The sequence below is a fragment of the Leclercia sp. EC_58 genome, from assembly GCF_019584355.1.
Classification (GTDB): Bacteria; Pseudomonadota; Gammaproteobacteria; order Enterobacterales; family Enterobacteriaceae; genus Enterobacter.
Window position 1 is genome coordinate 4120501 of the sequence record NZ_VDAM01000001.1, and the last position, 22913, is coordinate 4143413.

Below are 22913 nucleotides of genomic sequence, written 5' to 3' on the forward strand. Positions count from 1 at the left end.
TCCTGCGGCGGGTTATTTCACCAGCCCTTTTTGCTTCAGGTAATCTGCCGCCACTTTTTTGGCATCCAGCCCTTCGACTGCAATGCTGGCGTTCAGCTGTTGCAGGGTTTTCTCATCCAGCGTTTCAAATACCGGCTTCAGCCACGCGTCCAGCTCCGGATAAGCCTTCAGCACCGCTTCGCGCACCACCGGCGTCGGGGCATAGATCGGCTGAACGCCTTTCGGATCGGTCAGGGTTTGCAGGCCCAGCGCCGCTACCGGGCCGTCGGTACCGTAGGCCATCGCCGCATTCACTCCCGAGGTTTGCTGGGCAGCCGCTTTGATGGTGACGGCAGTATCACCACCCGCCAGCGACAGCAGCTGGCTCTGATCGAGCTTGAAGTCATAGGCTTTTTCAAAGGCAGGCAGGGCATCAGGGCGTTCGATAAACTCGGCTGAAGCGGCGAGTTTAAAATCACCCTTCTCTTTCAGATAGCGGCTGAGATCCTCAAGGGAAGTGAGTTTACCTTTCTCCGCCACATCCTTGCGTATCGCGATGGTCCAGGTGTTATTCGCCGGAGCCGGGGTCAGCCAGATTAGCTTGTTCTGTTCGGCATCGAGTTTTTTCACTTTCTCGTAGCCATCCTTAGCATTTTTCCACGCCGGGTCGTTTTCGTCTTTAAAGAAGAAGGCCCCGTTGCCGGTGTATTCCGGGTAAATATCCAGTTCGCCGGAGGTGATGGCGCCACGTACTACCGGGGTAGTGCCAAGCTGCACTTTATTGACGGTTTTGACGCCGTGGCTCTCCAGCACCTGCAAAATAATGTTGCCCAGCAGCGCCCCTTCCGTATCAATTTTCGACCCGACCTTTACCGGCTCCGCCGCCTGTAATGGCAGGCTCAACGCCGCCAGCAGCGCCGTTGAGCCAACAATCCCCTTTAAAATAGTCATTCCGCTTTCCTCATGATTTTGCCGCCTTTTTCAGAGGCTTGAGAGAAAAGCGTAGTCGATAAGTGGCGTTTTAGCGCGTCTCAGGTAGTTTTAACGGCAGGGTAAGCACGCTGGCGGCAAAGTAGAGTATGGCGATCACCCACAGCGTCCCCTCCACGCCGAGCGGAGCCACGCAGAGGGTGACAATCAACGGCCCGACAAAGTTGCTCAGGCCGGAGCCCAGATTGAGGCAGGCGATCGCCGCGCCTTTGTTATCAGGAAGCAGGGAGGGGATCAGCGCGCTGAGCGGCCCAAATGCCCCGAGCCCAATGGCATAGAGCGCTAAGGCGCAGAATAGCGCGGGCTCGCTGTCACCAAACAGCACCGGCGCGTAACATACCGCCACCATCGCCAGTCCGCACAGGGTGCCGGAGAACCAGACCACCGTGTTGCGCCAGCCGATGGTGTCCCCCAGCCAGCCAAAGAAGTAGCTGGCAAAAATATTAACCACGTTCACCAGCCCCCAGATGGTGAGCCACGCCGCGATGCTGAAGCCAAAGCGCGGCAGGTAGACCGGCATCAGGATCACCAGCGAAAATTTACCGATGTCGTTGATGGTTTTGACGATCACCGCGAGACGCATTTTTGGCTCCCGCACCAGCACCATGATCCCTTCGGTGAGTGCAGCCCCCAGGCTGCCGCCCTGGGCCGTCTGCGGCCGATCGCGGTTGAGCACCAGCGCGCAGAACGCCCCCAGCACCACAAAGATAAAGCCGCTCAGCAGGGTCGCGGTTTCGCCGATCCGCGGCAGCATCAGGCTGGCGTACCACGGTCCGACGATCGTCATCCCCACGCCAAAGGCGATCCAGAACCAGGAAACCGCCCGCCCCAGGATACGCGGCTCGCAGCGCTGGTTGATCCAGACCAGAAACGAATAGGCAAACAGCGGGTAAGCCACGCCGCGCAGGGCGTAGCTGGCGACCATCAGGGGATAATTCCCCTGCGGCAGGGCATAGCCGATAAAGGGGATCGAACCGAGAAAATAGACCGCCGTGGCACCCCACATCAGGCGACGCAGGCCCAGTACCCCCGCGCCAATCCCCGAGAACCAGGAGATCACCGCCACGCACAGGCCGAACACCGATGAGAGCAGGCTGATGTGAAACGCGTCATAGCCGCGGTTTTGCAGCATCGAGGCCAGCCAGCTTTGCTCGATGGTGGCGCCGGTAATAAACAGGAAAAGGCCGATAAAGCCCCAGCTCAGTTCCCGGGGCAGACCCAGTCTGGCCCAGATCCCTTGCTGAATATATACGCTGTGTTCTGTCATGTGCTTCGTCCTGAAAGACCAGGCGCACAGGCCCGGTCAGAATAGGAGGATCAGGCGTTGTTAAATTGCGGGGAGGTCTGTCGCGCCATCATTCGTTTGCGGTTGAGATAGCCAACACTATTCTCGCCCCAGCAGTGCTCATACGGCATACCGGTCAGGCTTTCGATAACCGCACGGTTTTCCGCGCTGACGGTCGCCTTGCTGCCCCCCTGCTTCAGTCGTGCCACCTCTTCGTTCAGAATGGCGTGCGTGCGGCTGTTAACGCGGAACTGGAAGGCCGACCAGATCCCCCATACGGTGAGGATCACCGGCAGGGCAATCATGATCACCATAATCATATGGATGGCCGACTGCGGCTGTGCGGATTGCCCGGAGACAAAGCCCGACATCTGCAATGCCACGCCGACGAGGAAAATTGACATCGCCTGAGAGGCCTTACGCAGCAGGCTCATAAAGCCGGCAAAGATCCCCTCCCGACGCTGACAGGTGAGGATCTCGTCCACATCCGCCACGAAGGTGTAGTTATTCCATGGAATGGCGTAGATCCCGCCGCGCGCCAGGCCTGCAATCGCCGCCCCGGCATACAGCAGCACCATCCCGCCGGTCTGATGGAAGTATGCTGACACCAGCAGGACAAAGGCCACCAGCGCCATTGAGGCCTGGGTGGCAAAGGCCCGGGATGGGGAGTAACGCAGGGTCAGCCAGGTGGCGATCCCGACGCCAAAGAACTGAAGAGCGTTGATCACGCCGAGCAGGTTAGAGGCCATCACCGGCGAGGTCATCAGGGCGAAGACCATGAAGTAGGTAAAGACGGAGTTGAAGATATCCTGCGCCACTGAACCGCCCAGATACATCCCGAGGTGCGATCTGAACGTCTTGATTTTCAGCGTAGAGACAAAATCGTAATAGATTTGGTACGCCCGGGTTGCCAGCGGCGCTTTCTCCTCCTCGTCGGCGTGGGCTTCGCTCTGCTGGATCTCCTCCAGCGAACGTTCCCAGGTGCCGAAGTAGACAAAGAAGAGTACTATCATAAAGGAGACGGTAAAGATGGCACCGGTGTAGAAAAACGACGCCGAGGTTTCCGGGCCGAAGTATGCCACCAGCCGTCCCGGCAGGAAGGCGGCGGCAAAACCGGCCAGCTGGGCGATGTACATGCGGGCGCTGGTGAGTTTAGAGCGCTTTTTGAAGTCAGAGGTCATCTCTGCCGACAGGGTGTCGTAAGGGATGATGATCATGGTGTAGACAATCTCAAACAGGATGTAGAACAGCAGGTACATCCAGTAGTTAAAGCCCTCCACCCACAGCAGGCTGTAGACCGACACCAGCGGAATGCTGGCCAGCAGGAAGAAGCGGCGACGGCCAAAGCGGCGGCCCAGCGCCGTCTTGTGGAAATTATCGGAAATGTAGCCGATGACCGGACACATGATCACATCAACAATACGCGCCACCGCAAACAGCGAGCCCGCCTGAATCGGTGTCAATCCGCAGAAGGTGGTTAAGAAAAACAGCAGCCAGGCGCTGACCAGGGTGAAGGCGCCGGAGCCAATCACATCTGCCAGCCCGTAACAGACATAGTTACGCAGTTTTATTTCTCGCACTTTTTTTATCATTTTCTATTCCCTGTATTCGCCGGGTAAGTTCGGATGCTCTCTTCATCCCAGCCCGCAGGTAACGGCAGCGGACGGGTAATCTGGATGGCGTGCAGCTGTAATCCCTCAACACCTGCGGCATAGAGCGCGGGCAGTCCGTGCGGATAACGTTCTACGCCGTGGGCGCGCCCCGTTTGCGGGTTGACGAGATAGGCGTTATCCAGCCCCATCCCTGTCGGGCGCGCGGGGTTGCAGGGAGGGCGCACGTCATAGCAGCCCTGCTCGTCGCTGGCGCTCAGGCGCTGAGAGAAGCTCAGCCCATTAAAAGTGATGTCGTGAATGGCGCCCGGCATGTCGCTGTGCAGGTTGATGGCCCCTTCCCCGCTTCCGTTGAGGCTTAAGAAAGTGACCTGGCTTATTTCGCCCGGCGTGACGTCGGGCGCGCGGTGGCGGACGGAGACAAAGACCGGATCGGCTTTTCCCCAATGGCAGGGATCGCCGTGCCGGCAATCAAAGACAATATTGCTGAACAGCATCTGGCTGAACCGTCCGCCGTCGCGGGAGACCAGGCCGATGGCGCGGTTGGATTCGAAAATGACGCAGTTGCTGACCACCAGGTTGCGGATATCGGCAAAGGTCTCGGTGCCCACTTTGATGGCGCAACTTTTTGAGCGAATGATGCAGTTATTGACCGTGACATTCTCCATCGGCTGCTGCAACGCTGCGCTTTTGGCGGTGGTCTTCAGGCAGATGCCGTCGTCGGCGGCGCTGAAATAGCTGTCGCTGAGGTGAACGTGCTGGCAGCTGTCGAGATCCAGCGCATCGGTATTGGAGAGCGCCAGATCGTTATCGATGGTGATCTGTTTGATGAAAACATGCCTGCAGCTGACCAGGTGCGCGGTCCACATGGGCGCGTCATACAGCGTGATATCGGCGATCCGCACCTGCTCGCACCCTTCCAGCACCAGCAGGCGCGGACGATGGGTTTTCGGCTGACGGTAGCCCTGGGCGTCTGGCGTGGGCGCAAACCAGGCGCTGGCATTACCGTCGATACAGCCTGGACCGCTCAGGGTCAGGTGATGGGCATCACACGCATAGAGGAGCGCCATCCTTGAAAGCTCGGCCATGCTTTGGGTTTCGCAGGCCTGGTAGTCCGCCTCATGGGGGCTCGCCAGCAGACGCGCACCGGCTTCCAGATGCAGGGTGAAGTTTGACGGTAATACCAGCGTGCCCGTCAGGTAGGTACCCGGCGTGATCACCAGCGTCCCGCCACCAGCCTGAGCGAGGGTCGTAATCAGCCCCTGGAGGAGATCGGTGACGGGAGTCAGGCCGCTGCGGTCGAGAACGACATTTTCTAACGAGAGCTTTATGTTGATACCTGTCAGCTGTTAAGTGACAGGCATTTAACGCCGTTTTATCCCCCCGCTCGCGGGCCGTATTTGGGGATTTTGAGCGAAGAGTGAAGATCGTCACGCCAGAATAAGGCGGTAGAAAGCGCTTTTGATGGGGTTCACGTTTTCTCAGGGGCGGCAAAAATGAAGTGTGAAAATCATCACAAATCACCTGCCAGGAAGGGATAAAAAAGAGGGATTCAGGTCGGTTTCAGGCGGGACTGGAAAAAAATTGCGGGGCCGATCACGAATCAGGTGAGGCGGCCCCGTCTGGATATTGCCCGGCACCGCCGGGCTTTTTTTACAGCAGCTCGAACTCACCCTTGTTTACGCGAGCAGAATCCGTACCGATGAAGACGTTGAATTTGCCTGGCTCAGCGTCATATTTCATCTGCTGATTCCAGAACTTCAGCGCATCCACGTCGATTGGGAAGCTGATGGTCTTCGTTTCACCCGGTTTCAGGTTGACCTTCTCAAAGCCACGCAGCTGTTTCACCGGGCGGCTCATGGAGGCGGTAATATGCTGAACGTACATCTGAACTACCGTCTCCCCTTCACGTTTACCGGTGTTGGTGACATCCACGCTGGCGGTCACCGTGCCGTCCGCCTTCATGGTCGGGGCCGACATTTTCACCTCAGAAACCTTAAAGGTGGTGTAGCTCAGGCCGTAGCCAAACGGATAGAGCGGACCATTGGCTTCGTCAAAGTAGCGCGAGGTGTACTTGTTCGGTTTGTCGGCGTTGTAAGGTCGGCCAGTATTCAGGTGGCTGTAATAGACCGGGATCTGCCCCACCGAGCGCGGGAAGGACATCGGCAGTTTACCCGACGGGTTGTAGTCCCCAAACAGCACGTCGGCAATGGCATTACCGCCCTCGGTACCGGCGAACCAGGTTTCCAGAATCGCGTCAGCCTGCTGATCTTCTTTCACCAGCGCCAGCGGACGGCCATTCATCAGCACCAGCACCAATGGCTTGCCGGTGGCTTTCAGCGCGGCAATCAGATCGCGCTGGCTTTGCGGCAGGGTGATATCGGTACGGCTCGAGGCCTCATGCGCCATCCCCTGGGCTTCACCCACCACGGCTACCACCACATCAGACTGCTTCGCGGCATTCACCGCTTCGTCAATCATCTCCTGGGCGGAGCGCGGATCGACTTTCACCGCCTCTTCATACTGGTTGAGGAAGGTGACGATATCTTTATCGTTGGTGACGTTGGCCCCTTTGGCGTAAATCACTTTGCCCTTGTCGCCCAGCGCATCTTTAATGCCCGTCAACACCGTGACGGACTGATCCGCCACGCCAGCCGCAGACCAGCTGCCCATCACGTCGCGTTTGCTGTCGGCCAGCGGGCCCACCACCGCCACGGTGCCGGATTTCTTCAGCGGTAGGGTCTCGAGACGGTTTTTCAGCAGCACCAGGCTCTCACGCGCCACTTCACGCGCCTCTTTACGATGCAGGCGGCTTTCGGCGTTGGTGTCTACCGGGTCAGACTCTTTTGGCCCCAGGTGGCTGTACGGATCGTTAAACAGCCCCATATCATATTTGACGTTCAGAACGTGGCGCGTGGCGTCGTCCAGCTCCGCCATGGTGACCTTACCGCTCTTCACCAGACCCGGCAGGTACTTGCTGTAATACTCGTCGCTCATGCTCATGTTGATGCCGGACTTCAGCGCCACCCGCACCGCATCCTCCGGATCGGCGGCCGTGCCGTGCTTGATCAGCTCCTTGATCGCCCCGTGATCGGAGACGGTGATGCCTTTGAAGCCCCACTGGTCGCGCAGGACCTCTTTCAGCAGCCAGCTGTCGGAGGTGGCCGGTGTCCCGTTCAGGGAGTTCAGGGCCACCATCACCGCGCCGCTGCCAGCATCCAGACCCGCTTTGTACGGCGGCATATAGTCGTTGAACAGGCGCTGCGGGCTCATGTCGACGGTGTTGTACTCTTTGCCGCCCTCCACGGCGCCATAGGCGGCGAAGTGTTTGACGCTGGTCATCACCGAGTAGCGATCCGCCGGGCTTTTGCCCTGCATCGCTTCGACCATGGTTTTACCCATCGTCGCGGTGAGATAAGTATCCTCCCCGAAGCCTTCCGAGGCGCGGCCCCAGCGCGGATCGCGGGAGACGTCCACCATCGGCGCCCAGGTCATGTTCAGGCCGTCGTCCGCCGCTTCGTATGCAGACACGCGGCCCACGGTTTTCACCGCTTCGAGGTTAAAGGAGGAGGCCAGGCCGAGGGTAATCGGGAAGACGGTACGCTGGCCGTGAAGCACGTCAAAGGCGAAGAAGAGTGGGATTTTCAGGTGGCTGAGCTCCATCACCTGATCCTGCATTTTGCGGATATCCTGGCGGGTGACGGTGTTGAAAATCGCCCCCACCTGCCCGTTTTTAATCATCTCGCGAATGGCTTCTTTCGGATTATCCGGCCCGACGCTGATGAGGCGCAACTGGCCGATCTTCTCATCAACCGACATCTTTGTGAGCAGATCGGTTACAAATGCGTCCCGGGCTTCCGGCGTTAGCGGATGATTGCCAAACAGGTCGTCAGCCAGCGCGGGTTGCAGCGCCAGACTTACAGCCACACCTACAGAACAGAGCCATTTCATCTCGTTTACTCTCTCATCAATAACCGCCGGATAGTCGCGGCCAGACCGTACGAAAAGCGCAGTGTGCCATAAACCCTCTGAACGTTGCAGGGTTTATTCTCTGATTTTTCTGGTGAATACTGGTTCGCTTAAACATTAATCGCGCTATGATTTTTGACGACGCATTTGAATAACCACAAGGGGTGGACGATGTCTTCTGAACGACTGCACGATAACACCAGTTTCATTAACGAGCTATCACGCCTGGTAGGCCAGGCGCACCTGCTTACCGACGCCGCGAAAACTGCCCGCTACCGCAAGGGCTTTCGCTCCGGACAAGGGGACGCGCTGGCGGTGGTGTTCCCGGGCACGCTGCTGGAGCTGTGGCGGGTGCTCAATGCCTGCGTCGCAGCAGACAAAATTATTCTGATGCAGGCGGCCAATACCGGCCTGACCGAAGGCTCCACGCCGAACGGCAATGATTACGATCGCGACATTGTGATTATCAGCACCCTGCGCCTCGACAAGCTGCATCTGCTGGATAAAGGTGAGCAGGTGCTGGCCTATCCGGGCACCACGCTCTACTCCCTGGAAAAGGCGCTCAAGCCGCTGGGCCGTGAGCCGCACTCGGTGATTGGCTCCTCCTGTATCGGCGCCTCGGTGATCGGCGGGATCTGCAATAACTCTGGCGGATCGCTGGTACAGCGCGGCCCGGCCTATACCGAAATGTCACTCTTCGCCCGCATCGATGAGCAGGGCAAGCTGACGCTGGTGAACCATCTGGGTATCGATTTAGGGGTCACGCCGGAGCAGATCCTCAGCAAGCTGGATGACGACCGCGTGAAAGACAGCGATGTACTGCATGACGGGCGCCACGCTCATGACCATGATTACATCAGCCGGGTGCGTGAAATTGATGCCGACACCCCGGCGCGCTATAACGCCGACCCGGATCGTCTGTTTGAATCCTCCGGCTGTGCCGGCAAGCTGGCGGTCTTTGCCGTACGCCTGGACACCTTCCCGGCCGAGAAACGCCAGCAGGTGTTCTATATCGGCACCAACCAGCCGGAGGTGCTGACCACCATCCGTCGCCACATTCTCGGGGAATTTACCCATCTGCCGGTGGCCGGTGAGTATATGCACCGGGATATTTACGACATCGCCGAACGCTACGGCAAAGACACCTTCCTGATGATCGACAAGCTCGGCACCGACAAGATGCCCTTCTTCTTCACCATGAAGGGGCGCACCGATGCCATGCTGGAGAAAGTGTCGCTGTTTAAGCCCAACTTTACCGACCGCTTTATGCAGAAGCTGGGCAGCGCGTTCCCGGCACACCTGCCGCCGCGGATGAAAAGCTGGCGGGATAAGTACGAACATCACCTGCTGCTGAAGATGGCGGGCGACGGCATTGCCGAAGCACAGAGCTGGCTGAGCGAATTCTTCAAAACCGCGGAGGGGGATTTCTTTGCCTGCACCCCGGAAGAGGGCAGCAAGGCCTTTTTACACCGCTTTGCCGCCGCTGGCGCCGCGATCCGCTATCAGGCGGTTCACGCTGACGAGGTGGAGGATATTCTGGCGCTGGATATCGCCCTGCGCCGCAACGATACCGAATGGTTCGAAAAACTGCCGCCGGAGATCGACAGCCAGCTGGTGCATAAGCTCTATTACGGCCACTTTATGTGTTACGTCTTCCACCAGGATTACATCGTTAAAAAAGGGGTCGATGCCCACGCCCTGAAGGCGCAAATGCTGGCTCTGCTGAAGGCGCGCGGCGCGCAATATCCGGCGGAACACAATGTCGGTCACATTTACGAAGCACCGGACTCATTAAAACAGTTTTATCGGGCTAATGACCCAACTAACAGTATGAATCCGGGGATTGGTAAAACAACCAAGCATAAAAACTGGCAAGAGCAGCCTGAAACAGCGACTCATAGCCCGCAAGCCACTGATCAAACCAGTTAGCCAGAATGGGCCCGCTGTTAAGCCTGTACAAATCGTACTAGAGTAGCCACGGGTCGCCAGAGAAACGTTTCTCTGGCTTTTTTTGATGAGGAGCGGACATATTATGTCGGCTGTTGAAACTTTCTCCGAAACTGACGTTCAGGTTCGCGATGCAGAGGCGGAGGACGCTCATGCCATCGCCGCCATCTATGCCTGGCACGTCCTTAACGGGCGTGCATCGTTTGAAGAAGTTCCCCCTACCGTTGACGAGATGCGCGAGCGTATACACGCGGTGACCAGCCAGGGGCTGCCGTGGCTGGTGGCACTCTATCGTGGGATTGTGGTGGGCTTCTGTTACGCCACCCATTATCGCGCGCGCCCCGCCTACCGTTACACCCTTGAAGAGTCGATTTACGTTGAGGCCAGCACCCCCGGACGCGGCTTTGGCAGCGCGCTGCTGAGCGCCCTGATTGCCCGCAGCGAAGAGGGGCCGTGGCGCCAGATGATCGCCGTGGTGGGCGATGGGCCGAACAACGCCGGGTCGTTACGCCTGCATAAAAAGCACGGTTTTGAAGTGGCAGGACAGCTGAGAAGCGTGGGATACAAGAAAGGCGACTGGCGCGATACGCTGATTTTGCAGCGCCCCCTCAACGACGGTGACTGGACGCTGCCGGAGTAAGGTGATATTGCCCGGCGGCGCTACGCTTGCACGGGCCTACGGGTTTTGTAGGCCGGGTAAGCGCAGCGCCACCCGGCGATTACACACGGCTCAATCGTTCTGCGCCGTCGCCATCTGGGCGGCTTTTTGCTTTTTGTAGCTCAGAGCTGCGGCGGGAACCGGGGTGACTTTTCCGGTTTCAATCCAGGTCCGCAAACGGCTGGCGTCGGCAAAGTGGGTATATTTGCCAAAGGCATCCATCACCACCAGCGCCACCGGCTTGCCATTAAAGACCGTACGCATCACCAGACAGTGGCCCGCGGCGTTGGTAAAGCCGGTTTTGGTCAGCTGGATATTCCAGTTATCGCGGTAGACCAGATGGTTGGTGTTACGAAACGGCAGGGTATAGGCCGGATGCGAGAAGGTCGCCATCTCTTCGCGGGTGGTGCTGAGCTGGCCGAGCAGCGGATACTGCTTAGTGGCGATCAGCAGCCTCGTCAGATCCTGCGCCGTCGAGACGTTATGAATTGACAGACCGGTTGGCTCAACAAAGCGCGTCTGAACCATCCCCAGCGCCTTCGCTTTCGCATTCATCGCCCGGATAAAGGCGTCATAACCACCGGGATAGTGGTGCGCCAGGCTTGCCGCGGCGCGGTTTTCCGAGGACATCAGCGCCAGCAGCAGCATATTTTTACGGCTGATTTCGCTGTTCAGGCGCACGCGGGAGTAGATCCCTTTCATCTCTGGCGTATGGCTGATGTCGACGCGCAGTTTTTCATCCAGCGGCAGTCGTGCATCCAGCACCACCATCGCGGTCATTAATTTGGTAATCGACGCGATCGGGCGCACCAGATTCGGGTGGCTGGAATAGATCACTTTGTTGGTATTCAGATCGACGATCATAGCGCTGCCGGAAGCAATCTCCGGCTGTGTCGCCGTAGCCACAGCGGCAGTTTTGGCGATTGCGGGGGTCGCCACTGGCACGGCCAGCAACAGTGCAAGACTCAGTAAAGAAACGCGGAATTTCAGCATGGTGAGATTTCGGATAATTATTCACGCACGTAATAACGTACGCCGCCCGGGCCGAAGTGAGAACACGGGCTGGCTAAGGCATCATAGCCGTCCGGATGCCTTGCTACCAGTAGTTAATCGTGAACAGATGCTGCATTGCTGGCAATTACGCCAGCAATGCAGTGTCGTCAGAAGAGACGATATCCATAACCCCAAAGAATAACCGTCAGCGCCAGTAGCACTTCCAGCAACAGCACGCCGATGGCGAGAGTCGAACCGGAAAAGCTGCGGCCCTCTTCTTTGTTGATATTCAGGAAGGTAGGAATACCGATATAGAGCAGATAGCCGGTATAAAAGAGCGCCAGCGTCCCCACCAGCGCGCACAGCCAGACTATCGGGTAGAGTGCCACAATCCCGCTCAGGAACAGCGGCGTCGCCACATAACCGGCAAACACCATACAGCGCGTCAGGGAAGGACGCTGCGGATAGCGGCGCGCCATCCAGTAAATCACCCGCCCCATCACTGCCACCCCGGCCAGCATCAGGGCGTAAAAGACCACTGCCAGCGCCAGGCCGGTTGTCCACGAAAGTTTTACAATGTTGCCGTCGTCAAAATCCCAGCCAATTTGCGTGGTACCGATGAACGCGCAAATCACCGGTACGGCGGCCATCAGCAACACATGGTGGGTATAGTGATGACTGACCGTTTCGTTTTCGCTTCTGATCACGTGCATTTCACGATCGGGATGGGAAAAGAGTCCCCAGACATGGTTCATAACGCCCCCTTGTTGTCGGCCCGCTAGCGATAACTCAAGTATAATGCAGGCCTGAGATTATTTTTTGTACAGTATAAAAATGCAGCGGCAGGTTTGGGCGTCTGGTATATTACTCCCTGCTAAACAGCAGCTTACGGGAGAGAATCTCTGATGGCAGAATTCATTTTTTTCCAGAAAGGAAAGCAAATCGCTGCGCTGGATAAGTCCGACCTGCAGGGTGCAAAAATGCTGGTTGAACAGGGATATAAAAAGCAGTTTGAAGAGGTGACTGCCCCTGACGGTCCGCATGCGCTGGCGCGCTTTGCCGATATCAAAAAAGAAGAAGAGGTAGCGCCGTTTGCCTGGGCGACAGGTGCCCTGTTTTTTGGTCTGATCGTTCCTGTTTTAGGTTTCATCAGCTGGTTGTTCATGCGTTAACGTTTCCTGCGCTACGCTTAGCGTATGGATATTAATACTTTGATTGCACAGTATGGCTATGCCGCGCTGGTCGTTGGCAGCATAGCGGAAGGGGAAACTATCACTCTGCTGGGGGGTGTGGCGGCGCATCAGGGGCTGCTGCGTTTTCCACTGGTCGTGGCCGCGGTAGCGCTGGGGGGCATGATCGGCGATCAGCTACTCTATCTGCTTGGCGTCCGGTTTGGTCCGGCGATCCTGCGGCGCTTTTCCCGCCATCAGAAGAAAATCAACCGCGCCCAGCAGCTGATCCAGCGCCACCCTTACCTTTTCGTGATCGGCACCCGCTTTATGTACGGTTTTCGCATCATCGGCCCGCTGCTGATCGGGGCCAGTCGCCTGCCGCCGAAAATTTTCCTGCCGCTGAACATTGTGGGCGCCATCATCTGGGCGCTGATTTTCACCACCTTAGGCTACGTGGGCGGTGAAGTGCTGGAGCCCTGGCTGCACGCGCTGGACCAGCACCTGCGCCACTGGATCTGGCTGATTGTGGTGCTGGTGCTGGTTTTCGTGGTGCGCTGGTGGCTGAAACGCCGGGATCGCAGCTAAGGGTTACTGCTCCGGTTTAAACTGCGGATTGCCCAGCATAAAGCCGCCATCGACGATAAATGACTGTCCGGTGGCGTAGCTGGCGTCGGTGTCACATAGCCAGGCGACCAGGCTGGCAATCTCTTTGGTATGCCCCGGCCTTGCCAGTGGAATGTTGGGCATAGAGCCGGGCTTCACTTCGCTGTCGTCCATGTCATTCATCGGGGTGGCAATGGCGCCCGGCGCCACGGCGTTCACCAGAATGTTATGGTGAACCAGCTCCATCGCCATCGACTTGGTCAGGCCGCCGAGGGCGTGTTTGGCTGAGGTGTAAGCGCTAGCCTCCGGCAGTGGCGTATGTTCATGCACCGAGGTGATATTGACGATACGTCCCCCCTCCCCCTGCTTTACCATCTGCCGGGCGGCGATCTGCGAACAGAGAAATGCCCCATCCACATCGACGCTAAAAATGGATCGCCACTGGTCATATTCCATCTCAAGAAACGGCGCTTTGGTCATCGCCCCGGCGTTATTGACCAGCACATCAAGTCGGCCGAAACGTTCAATCAGCGTCTCGATGGCTTTCGCCCCGTCCGGCAACTGGCTCAGATCCAGATGGATGGCCTCTGCCCGCCGCCCGCGCGCCTCGATCTCGCGGCAGGTTTTCATCGCCCCTTCCTCATCCGAGTGCCAGGTGACGCCGATATCAAACCCACGCTCCGCCAGCATCAGCGCTGTGGTTTTGCCGATCCCCGAATCTGATGCCGTTACAATAGCCACACGATTGGTTGAACCCATACTCACCTCCAGAATAGAAGACAAAGAAGTAAGTATAGTGACTTCTCACTTTTCACCCGTGCTTATAGCCGCCACCCAGCGCGGAGGTGAGTTGCAGGGTGGCATCGATGTACTGTCCCTGCAGCGTCAGCCCGGCGAGTTGTTCCTGCAGGGCGGGGATTCTGGCCTCGCTGACGCGCGAGCCTGCGATAATCCCGGCGTTGAAACGCGCCTGCGCCAGAGCCACTACCCGAGCCGCATCGGCTTCCACGCGCTGCTGATGTTTATTTTTCTCCATCAGCGTTTCAACGTTGCTTGCGCAGCGGGTCACCTGATTGACCGCCTCCACCACCGCTTTGTTGTAGTGAGCAATCGACAGATTGCTTTGCGCCTGGGCAATATCAAGATTCGCATTCAGGCGACCGCTGTCAAAAATGGGCAGGGTCAGGCCGGCGGTGACGCCCATCTGCTGCGCCGAGGAGCGGAACAGATCGCTTAAGTGCAGCGCATCCTGTTGCAGGAAGGCCATCAGGTTCACGTCGGGATAGAAGGCCGCTTTCGCCGCATCCACCTCATGCAGGGAGGCTTCGATATACCAGTGCGCCTCCTGTAAATCAGGGCGGCGAGCCAGTAATTCATAGCCCAGGGTCGACGGCAGGTTGCTCTCCACAGTGGGCAAGGCGTGCGGGGTCAGCGTCACCGTTGGGGAGTTGGTAAGCGCCGCCAGACGCGCCTCAATGGCTTTCATTTTTCCCTTCACCTCCGCCAGGTGCTCATCGGTTTTACTGGCGTTAATGTCGGTTTCCACCCCTTCCACAGAAGAGGTGATGCCATGCTGGTACAGCTCCCGGTCGGTACCGATAATATTGAGCTGCTCCTGTTTGATGGCGGCTAAGAGATGCCCGATGGCCGCCTGGGTTTGCCAGTCCCAGTAAAGACGCGCCACGCTGCTGGCAAGCAGTTGACGGGTCTGCTGCAGCTCCGCCTGTTGTGCGTTGACCTTCCCGATGCGGGCTTCAACCTGGGCGCGGTTTTTACCCCACAGATCCAGATCCCAGCCGGCGGTCAGGCCAAAGGTGCCGTTGGTATACCAGGGGCCGGTGGTTCCGGCCGCCGGATCGGTTATCGCGAAGGGGCCCATCAGCCCTTCGGCTGACATTTTCTGGCGCTCTGCGTCGGCTGAGAAATTAACCTGCGGGCCATCGGCAGCCATTGCCATTTTGGCCTGCGCTTCGGCAAGGGCGATGCGCTGACGGGCAAGGGTCATATCCGGCGCATCGGCCAGGGCTTTGTTAATCAGCGTATTTAATTCTGGATCGTGAAAATCTTCCCACCAGCTCTCTTTTGGCCACTCTCCGGCAGCCAGGCCGGTATCGATTTTCGCGGCGGGGATCTGTTGATTCAGTGAGGTTGCGGTATCGTGGCCCGGGGCGCAGGCAACAAGAAGCAGGGAGAGAGGCAAGCAGCAGAAATAAAAAATCGAACGATTCATGACGTTATTCACCTAAAAAAGAAGGTGGGCAAAATACGCCCGCTTCGCCTCCTTTGTTTAGGAATCGGTGGCAATCCACAATTTGTCATACCTTTACATATCCAGTAAAAACCCGGATACGCATCCCGTTTGCACACGTTGACCGTGTCGTTCGGCGCCACAATGCGCCCCGCAAAAAGCGTGATGCTTGCCGTACTGCTATTTCGCCTGAATCACCCGGGCAATATCCGCCGAGGTTTGCAGAGTACGGATCTCCTGAAACAGCGCCAGGGCTTCGTCATACTCTTTGCGCAGATAGCTTAGCCACTGCTTGATACGCGCCACGTGATACAGGCCGGTGTCGCCCTGCTTTTCGAGGCGGGAATATTTCTTCAGCAGCGTGACGACATCCGCCCACGGCATGCGCGGCTCGTCATATTTAATCACCCGGCTGAGATTAGGAACGTTGAGCGCCCCGCGCCCAATCATGATGGCATCGCAGCCGGTTGCGGCCATGCAGGCCAGCGCGCTCTCGCGATCCCAGATTTCACCGTTAGCGACCACCGGGATGGTCAGCCGTTTACGGATCTCGCCGATGGCCTGCCAGTTAATGCGTTCGGCTTTGTAACCATCTTCTTTGGTGCGTCCGTGAACCACCAGCTCGGTCGCCCCCGCCTGCTGTACGGCGTCGGCAATTTCAAACTGCCTGTCGCCGCTGTCCCAGCCGAGGCGTACCTTCACCGTCACTGGCAGATGCGAGGGCACCGCCTCGCGCATCGCTTTTGCGCCACGGTAGATAAGCTCGGGATCTTTCAGGAGCGTGGCGCCGCCGCCGCTGCCGTTAACCATCTTTGACGGACAGCCGCAGTTCAGATCCACGCCCCAGGAGCCCAGCTCGACGGCACGCGCGGCGTTTTCTGCCAGCCACTCGGGGTATTGTCCCAGTAGCTGGACGCGCACCAGCGTACCGGAGGGGGTGCGGCTCTGGCGATGCAGCTCCGGACAGAGTCTGTAAAACGATTTTACCGGCAACAACATATCCACCACCCGTAAGAACTCGGTGATGCAGAGATCATAATCGTTAACGTCAGTCAGCAGCTCGCGCACCAGCGAATCGAGCACGCCTTCCATCGGTGCCAGTAATACACGCATATCAGTATCCGTAAAAAAAGAGGCGCTATGGTATCTGCTCTGTGTAATGGTGGGAAGCCCTGTTTAAGGGCTCATGGAACCGGGCTGATTTATAATGTTTTTACCCTTCTGGCTGGGGGAATGCCCGAGGTTCCGAATGGGAATGTCTGGTATGCTCAAAAGTCATGATGTGATCCGTAGCACGTTTCCGGTTTTAATTGTATGATGAATGCGTTCCATTAAGGGCTTCCACCATGAATAAAACACTGATCGTTATCTGGCAATACCTGCGCGCCTTCATCCTTATTTATGCCTGCCTCTATGCAGGTATCTTTCTCGCCTCCCTGCTGCCGATCACCATTCCCGGCAGTATTATTGGCATGCTGATCCTGTTTGTGCTGCTTGCGCTGCAAATCCTTCCGGCAAACTGGGTCAAGCCAGGCTGCTCGGTCCTGATCCGCTATATGGCCCTTCTGTTCGTCCCCATCGGCGTGGGCGTGATGCAGTATTACGATCTGCTGAGCGCGCAGTTTGGCCCGATCTTCGTCTCCTGTACCATCAGTACGCTGGTGGTGTTTTTAGTGGTGAGCTGGAGCACCCATCTGGCACACGGGGAGCGTAAAGTGATTGGACAGAAAGGACAGAAAAAATGATGGCTAATATCTGGTGGTCGCTGCCGCTTACCGTGGCAGTCTTCTTCGCCGCCCGCAAGCTGGCGGTGCGCCTGAAGTTCCCGCTGCTTAATCCCCTGCTGGTGGCGATGGTCGTGATCATCCCTTTCCTGCTATTAACCGGCATCCCTTACGATCACTATTTCCAGGGCAGCAAAGTCCTCAACGATCTGCTGCAACCTGCGGTGGTCGCGCTGGCGTTTCCGCTGTATGAACAACTGCACCAGATCCGCGCCCGCTGGAAGTCGATCATTACCATCTGCCTGGTGGGTAGCGTGGTGGCGATGATCACCGGCACCTCGGTGGCGTTGCTGATGGGGGCAACACCGGAAATTGCCGCCTCCATTCTGCCTAAATCGGTCACCACCCCGATTGCCATGGCGGTGGGCGGCAGCCTCGGCGGCATTCCGGCGATCAGCGCCGTGTGCGTCATTTATGTCGGTATTCTGGGTGCGGTATTAGGCCATACGCTGCTGAACGCCATGCGCATTCGCACCAAATCTGCCCGTGGGCTGGCGATGGGCACCGCCTCACACGCCCTCGGCACTGCCCGCTGTGCGGAGCTGGATTACCAGGAAGGTGCCTTCAGTTCGCTGGCGCTGGTGATCTGCGGGATTTTGACCTCGCTGATTGCCCCTTTCCTGTTCCCGATCATTCTGGCGGTGGTGGGCTAAAATTTGCGACGCGTCGCGCATTTTTAATCTGAGTTTCATAAGTTGCACACATAATGAGATCTAAGTCACATATAAAGCCCCAGCGGCTCCGTACACTACCGATCCATTAACCTTTATGAGGCAACGCCATGCATCCACGTTTTCAATCAGCTTTTGCCGAGCTAGCAGAGAATTTGCAGTCAGCCCTGGCCCCGGTTCTGGCGGATGCACACTTCCCCGCCCTGCTGACGGCTGAACAGGTCGCCGCACTGAAACGTGCCACGGATCTTGATGATGACGCGCTGGCCTTTGCGCTTCTGCCGCTGGCGGCGGCCTGCGCCCGCGCTGACCTTTCCCATTTCAACGTCGGCGCCATTGCCCGCGGCGTGAGCGGCACCTGGTACTTCGGTGGCAATATGGAGTTTCTCGGCGCCACCATGCAGCAAACCGTGCATGCGGAACAGAGCGCCATCAGCCACGCCTGGCTGCGCGGTGAAAAATCCCTGCAGGCGATCACCGTCAACTACACCCCGTGCGGCCACTGCCGTCAGTTTATGAACGAGCTTAACAGTGGTTTACAGCTGCGCATCAACCTGCCGGGCCGCGCCCAGCATACGCTGGCGGATTACCTGCCCGATGCCTTCGGACCGAAAGATCTTGAGATCAAATCGCTGCTGATGGACGAGCAGGGCCACGGTTATGGCGTGAGCGGCGATGAACTGACCCAGGCTGCTATTCTTGCCGCCAATAAAGCACACGCGCCATACAGCAACGCGCCAAGCGGCGTGGCGCTGGAGTGTCGTGACGGGCGAATCTTTACCGGCAGCTATGCTGAAAACGCTGCCTTTAACCCGACGCTGCCGCCGTTACAGGGTGCGCTGAACCTGCTCAGCCTTAACGGCTACGACTACCCGGATATCCAGCGCGCCATTCTGGCGGAAAAGGCCGATGCGCCGCTGATCCAGTGGGATGCCACTGCGGCCACGCTGCGTGCGCTGGGTTGTAGCAACATTGATCGTGTCCTGCTGGGCTAAGCGTATGATGCGGGCAGCCATGCCCGCACAACTGATGAAAATCCCCTCAATTAAATCGCCCTTTCTTGCGCTTACCAGACGGGTAAAGTAGCCTGAGTGAAATTTCACCTTTGGTAAGAGTCATCTGTATGTTAAAGCGCGTGTTTTACAGCCTGGTTGTCCTGATCGGCATCGTGCTGTTGACTGCGCTGGGCCTCGACCGCTGGATGAGCTGGAAAACGGCTCCTTATATCTTTGATGACCTTCAGGATCTGCCCTACCGGCAGGTCGGCGTGGTGCTGGGCACCGCCAAGTATTACCGCACCGGGGTGATCAACCAGTATTACCGTTACCGCATTCAGGGAGCGCTCAACGCCTATAACAGTGGCAAGGTCAACTACCTGCTACTGAGTGGTGACAATGCGCTCCAGAGCTATAACGAGCCGGTCACCATGCGTAAGGATTTGATTGCCGCAGGGGTTGATCCAGCCGATATCGTGCTCGACTACGCCGGTTTCAGGACCCTCGATTCGATTGTTCGCACCCGTAAGGTGTTTGATACCAACGATTTCATCATCATCACGCAACGCTTCCACTGCGAACGCGCGCTGTTTATCGCCCTGCATATGGGCATTCAGGCCCAGTGCTACGCCGTCCCCTCACCAAAAGATATGCTCACCGTGCGGGTACGCGAGTTTGGCGCACGCCTGGGGGCGCTGGCGGATCTCTACATCTTCAAACGCGAACCACGCTTCTTAGGCCCGCTGGTGCCAATCCCGACGATGACAGAAGTTCCGGCTGATGCCCAAGGTTATCCGGCGGTCACGCCAGAACAGCTGCTTGAGATGCAGAAGAAGAAGTAACCCCCCGCCGGGTGGCGGCTTCGCCTTACCCGGCCTACAAAACCAAGAACCAAAAAACAAAAACCAAAAACCAAATTCAGCGATGAAGAAATTCAAAGGGAAATAAAAGGCTTACAGCGGCTGCCTGGTCCGGCTGAAAATCGCCGAAGCGTTTCCGTAAGGCCGGGGCGAGGCGCATGGACGCGCCGAGAGGGCATAGCCTGCAGGGATGCAGGCTGGTGCCCGACCCGAAAGCCTGAAGGAATAAGCTGAGGACAAAATTGCCGGGAGCAATTTTGGACAGCGCTTGCGCTGGCCCCGAAGGGGTAAGCCCCAGGGATGGGGCGAACAACCCGCGAAGCGGCGATTTTCTTGCCGGGAGCCGGGGTTGCCAGGGTGGTGGCGATTGAGCCACCCTGGCACGTTCACCGGTTCGGATGCATCAGAGAAGCAAGGAAAGTAAGGTGAACGGAACCACCACCGATGCCCTATGTTTCCCCTCCCCCCTGCCCTCTCCTACAGGGAGAGGGAGCCAATTTCCTGGACATAAAAAAACCCGCACAAGGCGGGTTTTTTATTAGCAGCTATCTTACTTCTTACGCGCGTACTTCAGGGAGTCCAGCGCAACGGCGAAGATAATGATCGCGCCCTTGATAATGTACTGCCAGTACGGGTTGACGCCGATATAGGTCAGACCGTAGTTGATAACGGTGAAGATGATCACACCGGTGACCACACCCAGCACGGTACCCACACCACCACTGAACGACACGCCACCCACGACGCACGCGGCAATCGCATCCAGCTCATACATAAAGCCGAGGTTGTTGGTGGCAGAACCGATACGGCCCGCTTCCAGCAAACCACCGAACGCATAGAACACGCCAGACAGGGCATAGATAACCAGCAGGTTCAGCGCCACGTTAACACCAGAGACTTTTGCCGCTTCCGGGTTACCCCCGATAGCGAAGATGTTCTTACCGAAGCGGGTTTTGTTCCACAGCACCCAGACGAACGCCACGGCAATCAGCGCGTAGAAGGTGATGTAGGAGAGGCGGAAGCTGCCCATCGCGATAAAGCCCTGCGTAAAGGTCGAGAATCCACTGTCGAAACCGGAAATCGGTGATGCGCCCACAAAGTCGTAGTACAGGGAGTTGATACCGTAAACGATGATCATCGTACCCAGGGTGGTGATGAACGGCGTTACGTTCAGGTACGCAATGATGATGCCGTTAATCAGACCGATGACCGCGCCAATGGCACAGACAATCAGGATCACCAGGAAAATGGGCATGGTTGCCATTTCCGGGAAGACCTTGTTGGCGTTTTCCATCGACTGCAGAAGCGTTGCCGCAACAACCGCCGCCAGACCAACCTGACGGCCGGCTGACAGGTCAGTCCCCTGGGTGACAATAAGACCTGCCACGCCGAGGGCGATAATAATACGCACCGAAGACTGGGTCAGAATGTTACTTAAGTTCAGCAGACTTAAGAAAGTCGGATCCTGGAAAATAATAATGGCCAGTAAGACTAAAAGAACAACGTAAATACCGCCTTCTTTCAGATAAGTAAGAAAACTTTTCTTATTTAACGCACTCATGAGGAGCCCCTGATCTTAAAGGTGCAAAGACGCAAGACGCAAAATTTCGTTTTGCGTTGTCGTTTTGGTGTCAACAATTCCGGCAACGAGACCATTGCTCATAACCAGAATACGATCTGTGATCCCTAACAATTCCGGCATTTCGGAAGAAATAATAATAATCCCTTTATCTTTCTTAGCTAATTCAGCAATCAGCTGATAAATTTCAAATTTTGCACCAACGTCGATACCACGGGTTGGTTCATCCAGCATCAGAATTTCAGGCTGGGTTAACAACCAGCGTCCAATAATAACCTTTTGCTGGTTACCACCGGAAAGCGAGCCAATTTGCGTGCGGTGTCCTGGGGTTTTTACGCGCATGGAGTCAATAACCCACTGGGTATCGCTCTTCATACGGGAATTATCCAACAAACCGATTTTATTTTTATAATTATGGATATTAGAAATTAAGGAGTTAAAGTTAATATCCAGATAGGCATAAATACCGGTCGAGCGACGCTCTTCGGTCACCAGCGCAAAGCCGTGGTTAATGGCTTCGTTGGCGTTATGGTTATTAATCTTTTTACCGTGCAGAGTAATGGTGCCGCCAGATTTCTCGCGGATGCCAAACAGCGTTTCGACGATATCGGTACGCTTGGCGCCCACCAGACCGGCAATCCCGAGGATCTCCCCTTTATGCAGATCGAAGGAAACATCGCGAATGGAAGGCTGACGCAGTGAAGTCAGGTTGCGCACTTCCAGAATCACTTCGCCCGGCTTGTTCTCTTTTTTCGGGAAGCGCTGGTTCAGGGAACGGCCAACCATCATGGCGATGATCTTGTCCATGTCCAGCCCTTCCAGCGACTGGGTGGCGATCCACTGCCCGTCGCGAAGCACGGTGATTTCATCACACAGCTGGAAGATCTCTTCCATTTTGTGAGAGATATAAACGATGCCGCAACCGCGCTCTTTCAGTTTACGGATAATGGTGAACAGGTGGTTCACCTCTTTCTCCGTTAATGAAGAGGTAGGCTCATCCATAATCACGATTTTGGCGTTATAGGAGAAGGCCTTGGCGATTTCGATCATCTGCATTTGTGAAACAGACAACGTACCGACGCGCGCACGCGGATCGATATCAATATCCAGTTCATCAAAAATAGCTTTAGTGTCGCGATACATTTTGTCCTGATCGACAAATACGCCTTTGGTCGGATAACGACCCAGCCACATATTGTCCATAACAGAACGCTGAAGTACCAGGTTTAGTTCCTGGTGAACCATCGAAATACCGTTTTCCAGTGCCTCTTTGGCGGAATGGAAATCGATCTCTTTTCCCTGAAAAAGAATGCTGCCAGAATCTTTTTGATAGATCCCAAATAAGCATTTCAATAATGTTGATTTACCCGCACCGTTTTCACCCATTAAGGCGTGAATGGAGTGAGGCCGTACTTTTAAATTAACATTATCCAGTGCTTTAACACCGGGAAAAGACTTGTTGATACCGCTCATTTCCAACAAGTATTCACCGGACGACTGAGTCGTTGTGCTGACCATAATTATACCTTCTCGGCCTCGCGTCGCGTGATAAAAGGGCGCAGAAACTGCG

20 protein-coding genes are annotated in these 22913 nt (G+C 56.7%); 8 read left to right on the forward strand and 12 right to left on the reverse strand.

Translation table 11 applies throughout. The annotated features are described in order from the left end of the window. Positions 1-12: 12 nt before the first annotated feature. From FHC51_RS20155 to bglX, 5 genes are all read right to left on the reverse strand, one after another. On the reverse strand, positions 13-930 hold the full coding sequence (locus FHC51_RS20155) for an ABC transporter substrate-binding protein (protein ID WP_156239356.1): 918 nt from the start codon (positions 928-930) through the stop codon (positions 13-15). A 70-nt stretch (positions 931-1000) separates the two neighbouring features. Further along, complete coding sequence (locus FHC51_RS20160) at positions 1001-2236, reverse strand: MFS transporter (protein WP_220436445.1); 1236 nt, start codon at positions 2234-2236, stop codon at positions 1001-1003. A gap of 50 nt (positions 2237-2286) precedes the next feature. Then, on the reverse strand, positions 2287-3846 hold the full coding sequence (locus tag FHC51_RS20165; protein ID WP_220436446.1) for an MFS transporter: 1560 nt from the start codon (positions 3844-3846) through the stop codon (positions 2287-2289). Next, positions 3843-5195, reverse strand: coding sequence for a glycosyl hydrolase family 28 protein (locus tag FHC51_RS20170; RefSeq protein ID WP_220436741.1), 1353 nt, complete (start codon positions 5193-5195; stop codon positions 3843-3845). Before FHC51_RS20170 ends, FHC51_RS20165 begins: the two co-directional genes overlap by 4 nt. Positions 5196-5517: 322 nt before the next feature. Beyond that, positions 5518-7815 carry a beta-glucosidase BglX gene (bglX, locus tag FHC51_RS20175; RefSeq protein WP_220436447.1) on the reverse strand — a complete coding sequence of 766 codons (2298 nt, stop codon included), beginning with the start codon at positions 7813-7815 and terminating at the stop codon, positions 5518-5520. A gap of 189 nt (positions 7816-8004) precedes the next feature. On the opposite strand from bglX, the gene dld reads away from it, so the two are divergent. Together dld and FHC51_RS20185 are read left to right on the forward strand one after the other, a co-directional pair. Beyond that, complete coding sequence (dld, locus tag FHC51_RS20180) at positions 8005-9762, forward strand: D-lactate dehydrogenase (RefSeq protein ID WP_114314443.1); 1758 nt, start codon at positions 8005-8007, stop codon at positions 9760-9762. Positions 9763-9865: 103 nt separating this feature from the next. Continuing rightward, positions 9866-10420: a GNAT family N-acetyltransferase gene (locus tag FHC51_RS20185; RefSeq protein WP_103825029.1), complete on the forward strand. Its 555-nt coding sequence runs from the start codon at positions 9866-9868 to the stop codon at positions 10418-10420. Positions 10421-10510: 90 nt separating this feature from the next. Here the strand turns inward: FHC51_RS20185 and pbpG are convergent, their stop codons facing one another. Both pbpG and FHC51_RS20195 read right to left on the reverse strand, forming a co-directional pair. Further along, on the reverse strand, positions 10511-11431 hold the full coding sequence (gene pbpG / locus FHC51_RS20190) for a D-alanyl-D-alanine endopeptidase (RefSeq protein ID WP_103825028.1): 921 nt from the start codon (positions 11429-11431) through the stop codon (positions 10511-10513). A gap of 167 nt (positions 11432-11598) precedes the next feature. Then, positions 11599-12186 carry a Yip1 family protein gene (locus tag FHC51_RS20195; protein ID WP_220436448.1) on the reverse strand — a complete coding sequence of 196 codons (588 nt, stop codon included), beginning with the start codon at positions 12184-12186 and terminating at the stop codon, positions 11599-11601. 150 nt (positions 12187-12336) lie between these two features. Here FHC51_RS20195 and FHC51_RS20200 point away from each other — a divergent pair, with 150 nt between their 5' ends. Continuing rightward, the gene (locus tag FHC51_RS20200; RefSeq protein ID WP_220436449.1) at positions 12337-12603 is read left to right on the forward strand and encodes a hypothetical protein; all 267 of its coding nucleotides are present in this window, start codon (positions 12337-12339) and stop codon (positions 12601-12603) included. A 24-nt stretch (positions 12604-12627) separates the two neighbouring features. Then, a complete protein-coding gene (locus tag FHC51_RS20205) occupies positions 12628-13188 on the forward strand; it encodes a DedA family protein (RefSeq protein WP_103825026.1) in 561 nt (186 codons plus the stop codon). A gap of 3 nt (positions 13189-13191) precedes the next feature. Here FHC51_RS20205 and FHC51_RS20210 read toward each other — a convergent pair whose 3' ends face one another. The 3 genes from FHC51_RS20210 to dusC form a co-directional block, all read right to left on the reverse strand. Next, positions 13192-13965, reverse strand: a complete 774-nt coding sequence (locus FHC51_RS20210; RefSeq protein WP_114314438.1) for an SDR family oxidoreductase — start codon at positions 13963-13965, stop codon at positions 13192-13194. A gap of 52 nt (positions 13966-14017) precedes the next feature. Continuing rightward, entirely contained in the window at positions 14018-15436 is a 1419-nt protein-coding gene (gene mdtQ / locus FHC51_RS20215) for a multidrug resistance outer membrane protein MdtQ (RefSeq protein WP_220436450.1), read from the reverse strand. A gap of 198 nt (positions 15437-15634) precedes the next feature. Then, entirely contained in the window at positions 15635-16567 is a 933-nt protein-coding gene (gene dusC / locus FHC51_RS20220) for a tRNA dihydrouridine(16) synthase DusC (RefSeq protein WP_114386100.1), read from the reverse strand. A gap of 233 nt (positions 16568-16800) precedes the next feature. Between dusC and FHC51_RS20225 the strand changes: the two genes are divergently transcribed. The 4 genes from FHC51_RS20225 to sanA all read left to right on the forward strand — a co-directional run bounded on the left by FHC51_RS20225 (position 16801) and on the right by sanA (position 19746). Next, positions 16801-17199: a CidA/LrgA family protein gene (locus tag FHC51_RS20225; protein ID WP_156239374.1), complete on the forward strand. Its 399-nt coding sequence runs from the start codon at positions 16801-16803 to the stop codon at positions 17197-17199. After that, a complete protein-coding gene (locus tag FHC51_RS20230) occupies positions 17196-17891 on the forward strand; it encodes a CidB/LrgB family autolysis modulator (protein WP_103825023.1) in 696 nt (231 codons plus the stop codon). The genes FHC51_RS20225 and FHC51_RS20230 overlap by 4 nt, the downstream gene beginning before the upstream one ends. Before the next feature lie 128 nt (positions 17892-18019). Next, the gene (gene cdd / locus FHC51_RS20235; RefSeq protein ID WP_220436451.1) at positions 18020-18904 is read left to right on the forward strand and encodes a cytidine deaminase; all 885 of its coding nucleotides are present in this window, start codon (positions 18020-18022) and stop codon (positions 18902-18904) included. A 128-nt stretch (positions 18905-19032) separates the two neighbouring features. Next, the gene (gene sanA, locus FHC51_RS20240) at positions 19033-19746 is read left to right on the forward strand and encodes an outer membrane permeability protein SanA (RefSeq protein WP_103180320.1); all 714 of its coding nucleotides are present in this window, start codon (positions 19033-19035) and stop codon (positions 19744-19746) included. Positions 19747-20314: 568 nt separating this feature from the next. Here the strand turns inward: sanA and mglC are convergent. Together mglC and mglA are read right to left on the reverse strand one after the other, a co-directional pair. Next, positions 20315-21325, reverse strand: a complete 1011-nt coding sequence (gene mglC / locus FHC51_RS20245; RefSeq protein ID WP_103180322.1) for a galactose/methyl galactoside ABC transporter permease MglC — start codon at positions 21323-21325, stop codon at positions 20315-20317. 15 nt (positions 21326-21340) lie between these two features. Beyond that, the gene (gene mglA, locus FHC51_RS20250; protein WP_220436452.1) at positions 21341-22861 is read right to left on the reverse strand and encodes a galactose/methyl galactoside ABC transporter ATP-binding protein MglA; all 1521 of its coding nucleotides are present in this window, start codon (positions 22859-22861) and stop codon (positions 21341-21343) included. Positions 22862-22913 lie beyond the last annotated feature (52 nt).